The 13,120-nt window shown below is 62.0% G+C and carries 16 protein-coding genes; 6 read left to right on the top strand and 10 right to left on the bottom strand.

What is annotated here, in order from left to right; all coding sequences use genetic code 11:
* Positions 1–2: 2 nt before the first annotated feature.
* Positions 3–704, bottom strand: a complete 702-nt coding sequence (locus B9A11_RS18260; protein ID WP_058247739.1) for a response regulator transcription factor — start codon at positions 702–704, stop codon at positions 3–5.
* 359 nt (positions 705–1,063) lie between these two features.
* Here B9A11_RS18260 and B9A11_RS18255 point away from each other — a divergent pair, with 359 nt between their 5' ends.
* Positions 1,064–2,662: a phosphoenolpyruvate carboxykinase gene (locus tag B9A11_RS18255; RefSeq protein WP_058247740.1), complete on the top strand. Its 1,599-nt coding sequence runs from the start codon at positions 1,064–1,066 to the stop codon at positions 2,660–2,662.
* 142 nt (positions 2,663–2,804) lie between these two features.
* Positions 2,805–3,341: a DUF3859 domain-containing protein gene (locus tag B9A11_RS18250; protein WP_058247741.1), complete on the top strand. Its 537-nt coding sequence runs from the start codon at positions 2,805–2,807 to the stop codon at positions 3,339–3,341.
* Between the two features lie 36 nt (positions 3,342–3,377).
* On the opposite strand, the gene B9A11_RS18245 is transcribed toward B9A11_RS18250, so the two are convergent.
* The 5 genes from B9A11_RS18245 to pobA all read right to left on the bottom strand — a co-directional run bounded on the left by B9A11_RS18245 (position 3,378) and on the right by pobA (position 7,323).
* Positions 3,378–4,208 carry a 3-oxoadipate:acetyl-CoA acetyltransferase gene (locus B9A11_RS18245; RefSeq protein WP_058247742.1) on the bottom strand — a complete coding sequence of 277 codons (831 nt, stop codon included), beginning with the start codon at positions 4,206–4,208 and terminating at the stop codon, positions 3,378–3,380.
* A gap of 93 nt (positions 4,209–4,301) precedes the next feature.
* Positions 4,302–4,922, bottom strand: a complete 621-nt coding sequence (pcaG, locus tag B9A11_RS18240) for a protocatechuate 3,4-dioxygenase subunit alpha (RefSeq protein WP_058247871.1) — start codon at positions 4,920–4,922, stop codon at positions 4,302–4,304.
* 61 nt (positions 4,923–4,983) lie between these two features.
* Entirely contained in the window at positions 4,984–5,712 is a 729-nt protein-coding gene (gene pcaH, locus B9A11_RS18235; RefSeq protein WP_058247743.1) for a protocatechuate 3,4-dioxygenase subunit beta, read from the bottom strand.
* 42 nt (positions 5,713–5,754) lie between these two features.
* A complete protein-coding gene (gene pcaC / locus B9A11_RS18230) occupies positions 5,755–6,129 on the bottom strand; it encodes a 4-carboxymuconolactone decarboxylase (protein ID WP_058247744.1) in 375 nt (124 codons plus the stop codon).
* A 15-nt stretch (positions 6,130–6,144) separates the two neighbouring features.
* Entirely contained in the window at positions 6,145–7,323 is a 1,179-nt protein-coding gene (pobA, locus tag B9A11_RS18225; protein WP_058247745.1) for a 4-hydroxybenzoate 3-monooxygenase, read from the bottom strand.
* A 96-nt stretch (positions 7,324–7,419) separates the two neighbouring features.
* On the opposite strand from pobA, the gene pcaQ reads away from it, so the two are divergent.
* Together pcaQ and B9A11_RS18215 are read left to right on the top strand one after the other, a co-directional pair.
* Entirely contained in the window at positions 7,420–8,337 is a 918-nt protein-coding gene (pcaQ, locus tag B9A11_RS18220; protein WP_058247746.1) for a pca operon transcription factor PcaQ, read from the top strand.
* 182 nt (positions 8,338–8,519) lie between these two features.
* Positions 8,520–9,020: a type III secretion system chaperone family protein gene (locus B9A11_RS18215; RefSeq protein WP_058247747.1), complete on the top strand. Its 501-nt coding sequence runs from the start codon at positions 8,520–8,522 to the stop codon at positions 9,018–9,020.
* A gap of 3 nt (positions 9,021–9,023) precedes the next feature.
* Here the strand turns inward: B9A11_RS18215 and B9A11_RS18210 are convergent, their stop codons facing one another.
* The 4 genes from B9A11_RS18210 to mbfA all read right to left on the bottom strand — a co-directional run bounded on the left by B9A11_RS18210 (position 9,024) and on the right by mbfA (position 12,081).
* The gene (locus tag B9A11_RS18210; RefSeq protein ID WP_058247748.1) at positions 9,024–9,401 is read right to left on the bottom strand and encodes a hypothetical protein; all 378 of its coding nucleotides are present in this window, start codon (positions 9,399–9,401) and stop codon (positions 9,024–9,026) included.
* Between the two features lie 12 nt (positions 9,402–9,413).
* The gene (locus tag B9A11_RS18205; RefSeq protein ID WP_058247749.1) at positions 9,414–10,187 is read right to left on the bottom strand and encodes a DUF6478 family protein; all 774 of its coding nucleotides are present in this window, start codon (positions 10,185–10,187) and stop codon (positions 9,414–9,416) included.
* 63 nt (positions 10,188–10,250) lie between these two features.
* Entirely contained in the window at positions 10,251–10,970 is a 720-nt protein-coding gene (locus tag B9A11_RS21935) for a dihydroxy-acid dehydratase (protein WP_186009198.1), read from the bottom strand.
* 136 nt (positions 10,971–11,106) lie between these two features.
* Entirely contained in the window at positions 11,107–12,081 is a 975-nt protein-coding gene (mbfA, locus tag B9A11_RS18195) for an iron exporter MbfA (protein WP_058247750.1), read from the bottom strand.
* A 150-nt stretch (positions 12,082–12,231) separates the two neighbouring features.
* Between mbfA and B9A11_RS21465 the strand changes: the two genes are divergently transcribed.
* Together B9A11_RS21465 and B9A11_RS18190 are read left to right on the top strand one after the other, a co-directional pair.
* Positions 12,232–12,393, top strand: a complete 162-nt coding sequence (locus tag B9A11_RS21465) for a hypothetical protein (protein ID WP_159452521.1) — start codon at positions 12,232–12,234, stop codon at positions 12,391–12,393.
* Positions 12,394–12,488: 95 nt separating this feature from the next.
* Positions 12,489–13,106 carry a TetR/AcrR family transcriptional regulator gene (locus tag B9A11_RS18190; protein WP_058247751.1) on the top strand — a complete coding sequence of 206 codons (618 nt, stop codon included), beginning with the start codon at positions 12,489–12,491 and terminating at the stop codon, positions 13,104–13,106.
* Positions 13,107–13,120: the final 14 nt, after the last annotated feature.

The raw sequence follows: 13,120 nt of genomic DNA, 5'->3' as shown, positions 1-13,120 counted from the left end.
AGTTACTCTTCGTTGTACCGATAGCCGATCCCGTAGAGCGTTTCGATCGCCGAAAACTCCGGGTCAGCGGTGCGCATTTTCTTACGCAGACGTTTGATGTGGCTGTCGATGGTGCGGTCGTCGACGTACACCTGATCGTCATAGGCCACGTCCATCAGCTGATCGCGGGATTTGACAAAGCCCGGACGCTGCGCAAGCGCCTGAAGCAAAAGGAATTCCGTCACGGTCAAGGACACATCGTTGCCCTTCCAGGTCACCGCGTGGCGCAGCGGGTCCATGGTCAGCGAACCGCGCGTCATCAGCTTGGTCTCTTCGGTGTCGCCAACGACGTCACCGGCGACCGCCTCTTGGCGGCGTAGCAGCGCGCGGATGCGTTCCACCAGCAGACGCTGCGAAAACGGCTTTTTGACGTAATCGTCGGCGCCCATGCGCAGGCCGAGCACCTCGTCGATCTCATCGTCCTTGGAGGTCAGGAAGATCACCGGCATCTTGGATTTCTGGCGGACGCGTTGCAGCAGGTCCATGCCGTCCATGCGGGGCATCTTGATGTCGAAGACGGCCATATCGGGCATCTTCTTGTTAAAGGCGTCCAACGCGGATTGCCCGTCGTTGTAGGTTTCCACCTCGAAACCCTCTGCCTCAAGAGTCATCGAAACCGACGTCAGGATATTCCTGTCATCGTCCACAAGGGCGATTTTAGACATTAGACTTGTCCTTATACTGCTCTGTTTGCCTGTTTTTTCCGGTCACTATTGGAGATTTTCCACTTTTCAGCAATGCCAAAGTGCGAATCAGGCCACACTCTGGCCCTTATTGCAGGCGATTTTGGCAAAGGAATGGCTAAAAAGCCTCACCTGTTTCCTTACCATTTAAGTCACTTCGGCAAGCTTCCGCCTTGGTATCGCTAAACCGACAAGCTGGTTGCGCTAAACCGAAAATGGTTGCGCTAACTGTGCGTTTACGTCCTGTTCACCGCGAAAAACGTCATGTTATAGAAAATTCCTCTGGCGAGATTTTCGCCGCAACAAACTTACCCTAGCAGCGCTGCGACAGGAGCAAGGCAATGACATTTGGACGGGTCAACCCGCAATTCCGGCTTGAAGATCAAGGGATCGAAGGTCTGGGTAATGTCTATTATAACCTCATGGAACCCGCTCTGATCGAAGCGGCCTTGAAAAAGGGCGAAGGCGCTCTGGGCAAGGGCGGTTCGTTCCTTGTCTCTACCGGCAAGTTCACCGGCCGGTCCCCCAAGGACAAATTCATCGTGCGCACCCCGTCGGTCGAGGATTCGATCTGGTGGGAAAACAACGCACCCATGACGCCCGAAGGCTTTGACGCGCTTGAGGCGGACATGCTCGAGCACATGAAGGGCCGCGATTACTACGTGCAGGACCTGGTGGGCGGCGCCGATCCGGCCAACGCCATCGACGTGCGCATGGTGACCGAGCTGGCATGGCATGGCCTGTTCATCCGCCACATGCTGCGCCGTCCCGACCGCGAGGATCTGGACACGTTCGAGGCCGATTGGACCGTCATCAACTGCCCCAGCTTCAAGGCCGATCCGGCCAAGCACGGCTGCCGCACCGACACCGTGGTCGCGATGAACTTTGACAAAAAGCGCATCCTGATCGCCAACACCGAGTACGCGGGCGAGAACAAGAAATCGATCTTTACCCTGCTCAACTACATCCTGCCCGGCAAAGGCATCATGGCGATGCACTGCTCGGCGAACCATGCGGTTGGCAACCCGGTCGACACCGCCGTGTTCTTTGGCCTGTCCGGCACCGGCAAGACCACCCTGTCCGCTGACCCCGATCGCGTTCTGATCGGCGACGACGAGCACGGCTGGTCCGAGCGCGGCACCTTCAACTTCGAAGGCGGCTGCTACGCCAAGACCATCAACCTGTCCGCCGAAGCAGAGCCGGAAATCTACGCCACGACCGAGAAATTCGGCACCGTGATCGAGAACATGGTCTACGACGAAGAGACCCGCGATCTGGACTTCGAAGACGACAGCCTGACCGCCAACATGCGCTGCGCTTACCCGCTGCACTACATTTCCAACGCGTCCAAGACCGCTCTGGGTGGCCACCCCAAGAACATCATCATGCTGACCTGTGATGCGTTCGGCGTGCTGCCTCCGATCGCGCGTCTGACCCCGGCGCAGGCGATGTACCACTTCCTGTCCGGCTTCACCTCCAAGGTGGCCGGGACCGAGCGTGGCGTGACCGAGCCCGAGCCGACCTTCTCGACCTGCTTTGGCGCGCCCTTCATGCCGCGTCGCCCCGAGGAATACGGCAACCTGCTGCGCGACAAGATCGCCAAGCACGGCGCGACCTGCTGGCTGGTGAACACCGGCTGGACCGGCGGCGCATATGGCACCGGCTCGCGGATGCCGATCAAGGCGACCCGCGCCCTGCTGACCGCCGCGCTGAACGGCTCGCTCAACGAGGCAGAGTTCCGCAAAGACGTGAACTTTGGCTTTGACGTGCCGGTGTCGGTCGAAGGTGTGCCCGAGCTGCTGCTCGACCCGCGCAAGACCTGGGAAGACAAGGCTGGCTACGACGCGCAGGCGCAAAAGCTGGTGCAGATGTTCGCGGACAACTTTGAACAGTACGTCCCCTACATCGACGAAGACGTCAAAGCCGTCGCCATCGGCTAAACGCCTTTCGCGTGATCTGATAGAGCCCTCCGCCGCGCGCGGGGGGCTTTTTCTTTGGGCGGTCAACTTCGCGTGGGTCAGGCTTTCCTGCCCTGCTGTTTTGCCGCCGCCCGTGCTAGACAAGGGCAAAAGGAGGCCGCTCATGACCGTACTGCGCTTTGCCGCCGCTGTGTCCCTATGCGCCGCGATGGCCCAAGCCGAGAGCGGCAGCGACGCCGCGCTCGTGACCCTGATCGACCACGGCGTGATCTGTCAGGTCGACCCCGAAGGCACCCGCCCCGCCCCCGGCACCGAGAGCGGCATCCTGAACATCATCGAACAGTCCAAGCCCATCGACGTGACCACCTCTGCCGTGCCCGCAGAGCGGGGGCTGAGCTTTGGCATCCGCGCACAGATCGCTGAGAACAGCGTGCCAGAGGCGCTCACCGTGGTGGTGCAGCACCCGCCCATGGGCGATGCGGGCGTGACGGTGGAACGCTGGGGGGCGGATGTGGCGCCGGGGCAGACCCTGCTGAACCTCTTTACGTTCGAACACGAATACGAGCTGGTTCAGGGCACGTGGACCTTTCAACTGGTCCAAGGCGATACCGTTTTGATCGAACAAAGCTTTGCCGTCCTGCCCAAGGGCAGCGTGCCGCAGGTGCAGCAGACCTGCTTTGCCCCGCAGATCCTGTCCTAAAGAAAAACCCCGGCGCAGTGGCCGGGGTTAAACGTTTTACGCGGGGCGCAGCCCAAGGATTTCGCGGGCCTGTTGCCACGTGGCGACGGGCCGCTCGTATTTCTCGCACAGCTCGGCGGCGCGCTTGACCAGCGCCGCGTTGGACGGGGCCAGCGTGTTCTTGTCGATGCGAATGTTGTCTTCCAGACCGGTGCGCGTGTGACCGCCCGCGGCGATGGACCACTCGTTGACCTCGATCTGGTGACGACCGATCCCGGCGGCGCACCACTGCGCATCGGGGGCAAGCCGTTCCACGGTTTTGATATAGTAGTCAAAGACTTCGCGGTCGCAGGGCATGGCGTTCTTTACGCCCATGACGAACTGCACATACAGCTGGCCGGGGATGCGCCCGTCGCGGTTCATCTCGGCGGCCTTGAAGATGTGGCTCAGGTCAAAAGCCTCGATCTCGGGTTTCACGTCATAGGTGCGCATCTCGGACGCCAGCCAATCGACCAGATCGGGCGGGTTCTCGTAGACGCGCGTGGGAAAGTTGTTCGACCCCACCGACAGCGACGCCATGTCCGGACGCAGGGGCAACATCCCGCCGCGCGTCTTGCCCGCGCCCGACCGCCCTCCGGTGGACAGCTGGATGATCATGCCGGGGCAGTGCTTTTGCACCCCTTCCACCAGACGCGCGAATTTCTCGGGGTCCGAGGTGGGGGTTTCGTCGTCGTTGCGCACATGGGCGTGCATGATGGTCGCGCCCGCCTCGAATGCTTCGTGGGTGCTTTCGATCTGCGCCTCGATGGTGACGGGCACCGCCGGGTTGTCCTTGGTCGTGGGGACCGATCCAGTGATCGCCACGCAGATGATGCAGGGTTTGGTCATTTACGCTCTCCAGAGGTTGCGCAGCGGGGTTGCCCCCTTGAATAGCAAAAAGGCAGGGTCCGCGCCAAACGGTCCCCGCCTTGGATGTGTAACTTAGATGTCGAAAAAGACGGTCTCGGACTCGCCTTGCAGGTAGACATCAAAGCGATAGACCACCTGCCCGTCCCGCTCGCCGCGCTTGGCGATCAGCGTCGCGCGGCGGTTTTCCCATTCGATCATGTTGATGATCGGGTCCTTGGCGTTGGCCTCTGCCTCATCGTCGAAATAAATCCGAGTGTTCAGGCCCACATTGATGCCGCGCGCCACGATCCACAGGTTGATGTGCGGCGCTTGGGTGCTGCCATTGCGGCCCGGCACGCAGCCCGGTTTCACCGTGTCAAAGCCCCACTCGCCGGTTTCAAAGTTGGTGATGACCCGGCCCCAGCCGCGAAAGCCCTCTTCGACGTCGCCGTCCACTTCGGGGTGCGGATAGATGCCGTCCGCGTTGGCCTGCCACGCCTCCAGCAGCACGTCCTTGACGGGGCTGCCGGTGCCGTCGATCACCAGACCTTCGATGCGAATGCGCTCGCCCTTGGCGTTGGGGCCGGCGATGTCCTGACCCAGCTCGCGCTCGTAGATGTCAAAGCCCGCCGCGCCGGGGGCGAGGCCGATGTGAACATAGGGGCCCGCCGTCTGCGACGGGGTTTCCTTGAGGTACTCAAGCTTTTGCACCATGGTCATTCTCCTCGTGTATTTTCCGGGCGAAAAACCGGTGCCCACTTTTTCTGAAAATACATCAGTTCCCCTCCAGACGGTTTTCGAACAGGGTCGAGCGGCGACCGCGCAACACAATGTCGAACTTGTAGGCGATGGTATCCAGCGGGATCGTCGCGTTCATGTCCAAAGCGGCCACAAGGCTGTCGCGGCCTTCCTGCGTCGGGATCGTCTTGACGATCGGACATTTGCCCAGCAGCGGGTCGCCTTCGAAATAGCACTGGGTGATCAGGCGCTGGGTAAAGCCCGTGCCAAAGATCGACAGGTGGATGTGCGCAGGACGCCAGCTGTTGACCCAGTTGCGCCACGGGTAGGCACCGGGTTTCACGGTCCGGAAGAAATAATAGCCGTTCTCATCCGTCAGCGTCCGCCCGCACCCGCCAAAGTTGGGGTCGATGGGCGCAAGATACGTGTCCTTTTTATGGCGATAGCGCCCGCCCGCGTTGGCCTGCCACGCTTCAACCAGCGTGTTCGGCACCGGGCGCGCGTTTTCGTCCAGAACCCGCCCGTGCAGGATGATCCGCTCACCGATGGCCGACTGGCCTTCGCCCGCGTAGTTATAGATCAGATCGTTGTCCAAGGCGGCAATGTCGCTATGCCCGAACCGCGGGCCGGTGATCTCGGACACGGTCTGGTCGAGGCTGATCAGCGACTTCTGCGGCGAACGCGCGACAGAGGTCTTGTAGTCATGCGTGTACGCGGGCGGATGCCATTCGCGGTCACGCTGGTAGAATTCGCCTTTGAGCGGCATGGGTCTCTCCTCCTTCGGGAAGGTTTCGCGCGTTTCCCGGTGTTACTTTTCCAACTCGGCCCAGGTCTGCTTGGCCAGTTTGATCGCGTGGTTGGCCTTGGGCACGCCGGCGTAAATCGCCACGTGCTGAAAGGCCTCCATGACATCCTCTTTGCTGGCGCCGGTGTTGGCGCAGGCCCGGATGTGCATGGGAATTTCCTCAAAGTTGCCACAAGCGGCGAGCAGCGCAAGGGTCAGCATCGACCGCTCGCGGCGCGAGAGGCCATCGCTGGCCCAGACGGTGCCCCAGGCGCTTTCGGTGATCAGCGTCTGAAAGGGTTCGTCCAGCGGGGTCTTGTTGGCTTCGGCGCGGTCCACGTGGGCATCCCCAAGGACGCTGCGGCGCACGCTCATGCCGGTGTCGTAACGGTTGGTCATTGGCAGCCTCCGGGCTTAGTAGGGCAGGCCCACGTAGTTGATGGCCAGCATGGCCTGAGCGGATTCGATGCTGGCGAGGTGTTCGATCTCGGCGCGCTGGATGCGCAGCTCGTAATCGTCGGTATCGGGGAAGCGGTGCAGCAGCTTGGTCATCCACCAGCTGAAGCGCTGGGTTTTCCAGACACGCGACAGCGCCTTTTCCGAGTACAGCCCCAGCGCCGCGGGATCCTTGTCCAGATAGCACGCCTGCAACGCCTCGAACAGGTAATGCACGTCGCTGGCGGCGGTGTTCAGGCCCTTGGCCCCGGTGGGCGGCACGATATGGGCGCTGTCCCCGGCCAGGAACAGGCGGCCATATTGCATCGGCTCACAGACAAAGCTGCGCAGCGGCGCGATGCTTTTCTCGATCGACGGGCCGGTGATCAGCTGATCGGCAAAGCGTTCAGGGATGCGCTTCTTGAACTCGGACCAGAACATGGCGTCGGTCCAATCCTCGGGATCGTCCGCCAAGGGGGCCTGAATGTAGTAGCGCGACAGGTTCTCGTTGCGCATCGACGCCAGCGCGAAACCGCGTTCGCTGTTGGCATAGATCAGCTCGTGGTGCACCGGCGGCGTTTCCGACAGGATGCCGAGCCAGCCAAACGGGTAGAGCTTTTCGAACTCGCGGCGCTTGTCCGCCGGGATCGCCTGACGCGAGGGGCCGTGGAAACCGTCACAGCCGGCGATGTAATCGCAGGTGATTTCCTTGGTCTGACCGTCGTGGGTAAAGCGCACCTTGGCCAGTGCGTCGCCGTCCAGCGGCGCGTTGATGATCTCGACGTCGTCCACATTATGCAGCGTCACGCCGCCGGTCGCCTCGCGCGCGTCGTACAGATCGCGGGTCACTTCGGTCTGGCCGTAGACCATCACCGGGGTGTTGGCGTGCTTTTTAAAGTCGATCCGCACTTCGAGGTTTTCAAAGCTGATCATGGTGCCGTCATGGGGGTAACCCATTGTATCCATACGGGTTTTGACCTGCGCCTGCTCCAACAGCTTGAGAAAGCCGGTTTCCAAAACGCCTGCGCGGATGCGCGTCAGCACGTGTTCGCGGCTGCGGCGTTCCAGCACAACCGCGTCGATCCCGGCCACATGGCACAGCTGGGCCAGCAGCAGGCCAGAGGGGCCACCGCCGATGATGCAAACTTGAGTACGCATGAGACTCTCCTCTTCTTGCGGGGATTTAGACTGAACCTTTTTGATATGTAAAATTGCGTTTTCGTCTGTATACTTGCCTAAAATGGAAAGCATCCCATGGATCGCCGGATCAAGTTCCGCCACATCGAAGCGCTGACCGCCATTGCGCGCCAAGGCTCTCTCAAGGCAGCCTGCCAAGAGCTGCACCTGTCGCAGCCCGCTTTGTCCAAGACTTTGAAAGAGTTAGAGGACATCCTTGGGGCCGTCCTGATGACGCGCGACCGCGGCGGCGTGCGCATGACCCCCGAAGGCGAGGTGTTTCTGGAATTTGCGAGCCAGAGCCTCGCCGCGCTGCGGCGGGGATTTGACGGGGTCGCGGCGCTGAAACAAGGCGGGGCCGAAGTCTTGCGCGTCGGCTCTCTGCCCTCGGTCGCGGCGCGGTTGATGCCGCAGGCGGTGGCGCGGTTCCGGCAGTTGTCGCCCGACACGCGGCTGCATCTGCGCGACGGGGCGCATGGGGCGCTGACCTCGGATCTGCGCGCCGGGGGGCTGGATATGGTGATCGGGCGCATGGGCACGGCCAGCATGATGACCGGCCTGTCCTTTACCCAGCTTTACCAAGAACGCGTGGTCTGCGTGACCACCCCGGACCACCCCTTGGCCGGACAAACCCTCGCGCCGGGGGATTTGTCCGACTGGGCGGTCCTTTACCCGCCCGAGGGCGCGGCGATCCGCCCCCTGCTCGACCGCTGGTGCGTGGCGCAAGGGCTCGGGCCGTTCCGCGACCAGATCGAATGCGTGTCCGGCGCCTTTGGCCGCAACTACCTACGGCACGCGCAGGCGCTGTGGTTCATTTCCGAAGGCGTGGTGGCCCAAGACCTTGCCGACGGGCGTCTGTTAACACTTCCGCTGGACTTGGGGTTGACCGCCGGGCCGGTTGGCCTGATGACACGGCCAGACACCGCGCCGTCCCGCAGCCAGCAGCTGTTCACCCGCGCGCTGACAGAGATTTCGGCCCAATTGCCCGAATCGTAACTCTTTTCGCGATTTCGTCCACAGGTAAATTGAGTTTTCAACAACATTTCACTTTACAGCGGACTCCTTGCACTGGCACCATATCTAGTAAGGGCGCGCGGCATATCCCGCAGACCCTAGAGCAGGCGGCTAGCGCTAGGGGCCTCACCCCCTTTTGCGCGCATATAAAAAGAGGTGGTGGCATGGCCCTGTCCGAGCATTATCTGTCCGAAGAACTGCACCCCATTGATATCGTAGAAGATATCGCGGCCCACAACGATTGGGATTTCGACCGTATCGGCGATGACCAGATCGCGATGGCCGTCGAAGGCCAGTGGCGCACCTACTCGATCACGCTGGCGTGGTCCGGGCGGGACGAAACGCTGCGGATGATCTGCACCTTTGAGATGGAGCCGCCGCACGACCGCATGGCGACCCTGCACGAGGGGCTGAACCTTGTGAACGATCAATGCTGGGCCGGCGCGTTCAGCTATTGGGCCGCCCAAAAGCTGATGGTTTACAAGTACGGTCTGGTGCTGGCGGGGGGCAACACCGCCTCGCCCGAGCAGATCGACACCATGATCAACGCCGCCGTCCTCAGCGCCGAGCGCTACTACCCGGCTTTCCAGCTGATGAGCTGGACCGACAAAGCCCCCAGCGACGCACTGCAAATCGCCATGGCCGAGGCCTACGGGCGCGCCTAAGGCTTACATCGTTTCCAGGCAATGACGCCGGAACGCGCGCTTGAGCATGTCCAGCTCGGCGCGCAGCAGCTCCACCTCGGCGCGGATATCCTCGCCAAGCGCCTCGCCCGCCATCAGGGTAAAGCTTTCCAGCACCACGTCGGCATTGGCGTCGCAGATCAAAAAGGTCTGCACCCCGTCCCCCAGCGCCTCGATCGGCACCGGGATTTCCACCGCGTAGCGCCCCGCCTCGGCGGTCGCCGTCACGGTCACGCCTTTGACGGACTGATCGCGCAGGGTCACATTGATCTCGGGCGGGGCCGCGTCCGCTTGCTTGGCCACCAACAGGCCCGTCCAGACCCCTTCGCGGAAGCGTGTCTTGGTCAGCGTATAGGCGCTCATGCCCGGCTCTCCTTACAGTTCCGCCCGCTTGCGCCGGCTAAAGGTCAGATCCCGCAGGATCACCTGGTTCATCTGTGGCCCTTCGAAAATCAGGTCGAGCCACATCTTTTCCACCCGCTTTTCGTTCAGCTTGGTGTAGGCCAAGTCGAATTCCACGGTGATGTCTTCCTCGTGCAGCGGCAGTTCGCGCACGATCTGTTCGGTGTTCGGCCCGTGCTTGATGTTCAGACGGGCGAAGATTTCGAGCGGTTTTTCCATCTCAACGATGGTGTCGATGCGGATCAGATGCTTGCGCTTGAGCCCGCGCGCCGCCTCTTCGGGCAGGTCGATGGCCAACGACAGATAAGAGCCGGTGAACTGGAACACGTCCATGCGCAGACCAAAGGCCGCGAGGTCCGCTTCGCGCATGTTGCGGATCTGGCGCAGGGTCAGCTCGGAATGGGCGCAATCGTGGAACAGCGTCGCCTCATGACCCAGCATCGACTTGGACTGGACCGAGGACACCCCCGCCACCGGCAAAGGCCCACACCACAGTTCAGGCCGCCAAGCCCAATCGGCATCGGCCGGGCGTGGAAAGCTCTGGTTGCCGATCAAGGGCAGGGCTAGACGCGATTCCGACACGTGGATCAGCCGGTCGATGTGGTTTTTCAGCCGCCGCGCCCGCGCCCGCTGCTGGCGCAGCTCTGCCAAATCGGTGGTTTCGGCAGCGGCCGCAGCCTGGGACCAGCGACGCAACGCCGCCGCGTGCAGCCTGCGTTCCAGCCATCCCTGCTTTTCGCCAGCCATGCCGTGCCCTTCTTGTCCGGTTGCGTTCGGTTGTTTCGATATCGGAAACTATTACCGATAGTCTTAACGCTTGAACAAGCCGCCGAGAAGCCCCGTATTGCCTTGTTTTTTCACCGATTGCGCGGCGGGCGCGTTGCCCTTGGGTGACAGGTGCACGATCTGAGCCTTGACTCGCGCGAGCAGGGTCGCCCCTTCGCTGCCTGCCATGACGCTGCCCTTGGGCGCATACAGCCCCAGCCCGACCATGCGCCCGTTTTGCAAGAACGCGCCACGCCAATAGCGCGCATCACCGCCCGGCAAAATCTTGTCCCCACCGGAGGCCAAATGCGCCGTCACAAGACCCGAAGACCGATCCCCACCCAGCAGCTTGGCCTTGGCCGTCTGCGCCAAAGCCCCCGGTGTCGGCAAATCCGCAGCCTCTCCGCGCGGGCCGACCGTGACCGAAACCAGCACAGGCTCGACGATCCGGCCCGCCTCGCCGTTCGACAGGATGAAACAGGATGCGATCAAGGCAAAGCCCCGCTCTGGCCGCGACTGGACGGTTTGCGGGTCGATGCAATAGCCGCTTGGCCCCGCGACAACCACATCGCCACGCGCCATCGACACCTTGGCAAGGGGCGGCTTTTTCTTGGCCTTGGGCGAGATGGCCTGCCCCGCAGGGGATAGGAACCCGAAAACACCCGCGGGCTTGGCCGCCTTATCGGGGTTGGACACCGGCGCGGTCCCCATACATCCCGCCACCAGCGCGCCTGCGCAAATCAGCGTCAAAACCCGTGCCCGCATGACCTCTCCCCAGGGCGCAAATCTGCGCCAACCGCCTGAAACTAAACTCACCCTTTGGCATAGCGGCTCTGCCGGGTGCGGGCAAGCTGCGGGATGGTGGGTGGGGCGATGTGAGGCACGAACGAGCGTCCGCCCATCATCCGCTGCCAATCAAAGCGCCCGCCGCAAAGACCAGCGCCCCGCCAAGAACCACCTGGAACGCGGCGCGCAGGAACGGCGTTTCCATCCACTTGTTCTGGATCCACGCGATCGCCCAAAGCTCGATGAACACCACGATCATAGCGATTATCGTCGCCGTCCAGAAATGCGGGATCAGGTAGGGCAGCGCGTGCCCCAAACCGCCCACCGTGGTCATCACACCAGAGGCAATCCCGCGCTTGACCGGCGAGCCGCGCCCGGACAGTTGCCCGTCATCCGATGCCGCCTCGGTAAAGCCCATGGAAATCCCCGCGCCCACCGACGCGGCCAAGCCCACAAGGAACGTGGTCCAAGGGTCATGCGTCGCAAAGGCGGTGGCAAAGATCGGCGCCAGCGTCGACACCGACCCGTCCATCAACCCCGCCAAGCCCGGCTGCACCCATGTCAAAACGAACTGGCGCTTGGCCATGTCCGCTTCGGACTGCAACGCCTCGTCGGTCAGGTTCTCCCGCTCCAGCCGTTCCGCGGAATGCTGGTGTCCCGCCTCTGCCGCTGCCAAATCCCCGAGCAGCTTGCGCGTTTCCGCATCACTCGAGGCCTTCGCAGCCTCCAGGTAAAACTGCTCAGCATCCCGCTCCATCATCGCCGCCTCTTCGCGGATCCGCTCCAGCGGCAGGTTCTCGACGAGCCACACAGGGCGGCGCGCGTAATAGCCCGCCACATGCTCCCGCCGGATCAGCGGGATCACCTCGCCGAACCGCTTTTTATGCGCGGCGATCAAGGCCTTGCGGTGATTGTCCTCTTCCAGCGCCATGCCATCAAAGACTTTGGCGGTATCGGGATATTCCTCGCGCAATTGCTGCGCGTAGGTCCGGTAAATCCGCGCATCATCCTCTTCGGACGAAATCGCAAGCGCGAGGACTTCTTGCTCGGACAGATCACGGAAATGGCGGCGTTGGGTAAAGAAGCGCATGACAGGCACCTTTCTAGAATAATTCTAATTTAGCGCACCATGCGGCAGGTGCAAGAGGCACAAACTAAACCGATCGGTTCAAAATTGACTCGACAAACTGAACGACTCGGTTTAGGTAACTAAACGAACCAGTTCAGATGGAGTGATCCGATGAAAAACCTCATGCTTGCCGCCCTCTTGTCCGCCTCTGCCTCTGCCGCTTTTGCGGGCGTCCCGCCGATGGTCCTGCCCGACCTGACCTTCCCCGCGCCGACCCCCGACGTTTCCACACAGGGCTGCGCCGCGCCGCAGGGCCAGACCGCCTGCAAGTAACAGGCTTTCTTGCCCCGAAACGGGCGTCCGGTTTATAGTCCTCCCTCAAACCGGACGCCCGTTTCCGCCCGTGCGCCCCAATAAGGAGGGTCTGAATGACCGCAGAAGCCGTGATCCGCAAAGGCCGCAAATTCGACCAAGTGCTCGAAGGCGCCCGAGAGATTTTCCTGCGTGACGGCTTTGAAGGCGCATCCGTGGATGACATCGCCAAGGCCGCCGGCGTGTCCAAGGCGACGCTCTACAGCTATTTTCCAGACAAACGGCTGTTGTTCACCGAAATGGCGTCCAGCCAGTGCTGTGAACAGGCCGATCACGCGCTCTTGACGCTGGACCTGTCGCAGCCGCCGCGCGTTGTGCTGCCGCAGGCCGGCCGCAAATTCCTTTGCTTTCTTTATTCCGAAACCGCGATGCGCATCTTTCGCATTTGCGTCGCGGAATCCGACCGCTTTCCAGAGATTGGCCGCCAGTTTTATCAATCCGGCCCCATGGTCATGCGCCGCGCCGTCACCACCTACCTGATCGAGGCGACCCAGCGCGGCGAGTTGCAGATCGACGACATGAACCTTGCCGCCGATCAATTCGCGGAACTGTGCAAGGCTGACCTGTGGCCCAAGGTCCTCTTTGGCATTCAAACCGATGTCACCGATGCGGAAATCGACCGGATTGTGGATGGCGCTACCGCGACCTTCATGGCACGTTACGGCGCAAACTAGCCCCCGTTTCGGGG

This window comes from Tropicibacter naphthalenivorans, assembly GCF_900176475.1.
Lineage (GTDB): Bacteria > Pseudomonadota > Alphaproteobacteria > Rhodobacterales > Rhodobacteraceae > Tropicibacter > Tropicibacter naphthalenivorans.
This window is presented reverse-complemented; position numbering and strand designations above follow the sequence as displayed.

Excerpts from the sequence above, each read along its gene's own strand:
- B9A11_RS18190 (WP_058247751.1), top strand. The coding sequence starts at position 12,489 with ATGACCGCAGAAGCCGTGATCCGCAAAGGCCGCAAATTCGACCAAGTG.
- B9A11_RS21465 (WP_159452521.1), top strand. The coding sequence starts at position 12,232 with ATGAAAAACCTCATGCTTGCCGCCCTCTTGTCCGCCTCTGCCTCTGCC.
- B9A11_RS18215 (WP_058247747.1), top strand. The coding sequence starts at position 8,520 with ATGGCCCTGTCCGAGCATTATCTGTCCGAAGAACTGCACCCCATTGAT.
- B9A11_RS18250 (WP_058247741.1), top strand. The coding sequence starts at position 2,805 with ATGACCGTACTGCGCTTTGCCGCCGCTGTGTCCCTATGCGCCGCGATG.
- mbfA (WP_058247750.1), bottom strand. The coding sequence starts at position 12,081 with ATGCGCTTCTTTACCCAACGCCGCCATTTCCGTGATCTGTCCGAGCAA.
- B9A11_RS18255 (WP_058247740.1), top strand. The coding sequence starts at position 1,064 with ATGACATTTGGACGGGTCAACCCGCAATTCCGGCTTGAAGATCAAGGG.
- B9A11_RS18245 (WP_058247742.1), bottom strand. The coding sequence starts at position 4,208 with ATGACCAAACCCTGCATCATCTGCGTGGCGATCACTGGATCGGTCCCC.
- pcaG (WP_058247871.1), bottom strand. The coding sequence starts at position 4,922 with ATGGTGCAAAAGCTTGAGTACCTCAAGGAAACCCCGTCGCAGACGGCG.
- B9A11_RS21935 (WP_186009198.1), bottom strand. The coding sequence starts at position 10,970 with ATGCGGGCACGGGTTTTGACGCTGATTTGCGCAGGCGCGCTGGTGGCG.
- pcaQ (WP_058247746.1), top strand. The coding sequence starts at position 7,420 with ATGGATCGCCGGATCAAGTTCCGCCACATCGAAGCGCTGACCGCCATT.
- B9A11_RS18205 (WP_058247749.1), bottom strand. The coding sequence starts at position 10,187 with ATGGCTGGCGAAAAGCAGGGATGGCTGGAACGCAGGCTGCACGCGGCG.
- B9A11_RS18260 (WP_058247739.1), bottom strand. The coding sequence starts at position 704 with ATGTCTAAAATCGCCCTTGTGGACGATGACAGGAATATCCTGACGTCG.
- B9A11_RS18210 (WP_058247748.1), bottom strand. The coding sequence starts at position 9,401 with ATGAGCGCCTATACGCTGACCAAGACACGCTTCCGCGAAGGGGTCTGG.
- pcaC (WP_058247744.1), bottom strand. The coding sequence starts at position 6,129 with ATGACCAACCGTTACGACACCGGCATGAGCGTGCGCCGCAGCGTCCTT.
- pobA (WP_058247745.1), bottom strand. The coding sequence starts at position 7,323 with ATGCGTACTCAAGTTTGCATCATCGGCGGTGGCCCCTCTGGCCTGCTG.
- pcaH (WP_058247743.1), bottom strand. The coding sequence starts at position 5,712 with ATGCCGCTCAAAGGCGAATTCTACCAGCGTGACCGCGAATGGCATCCG.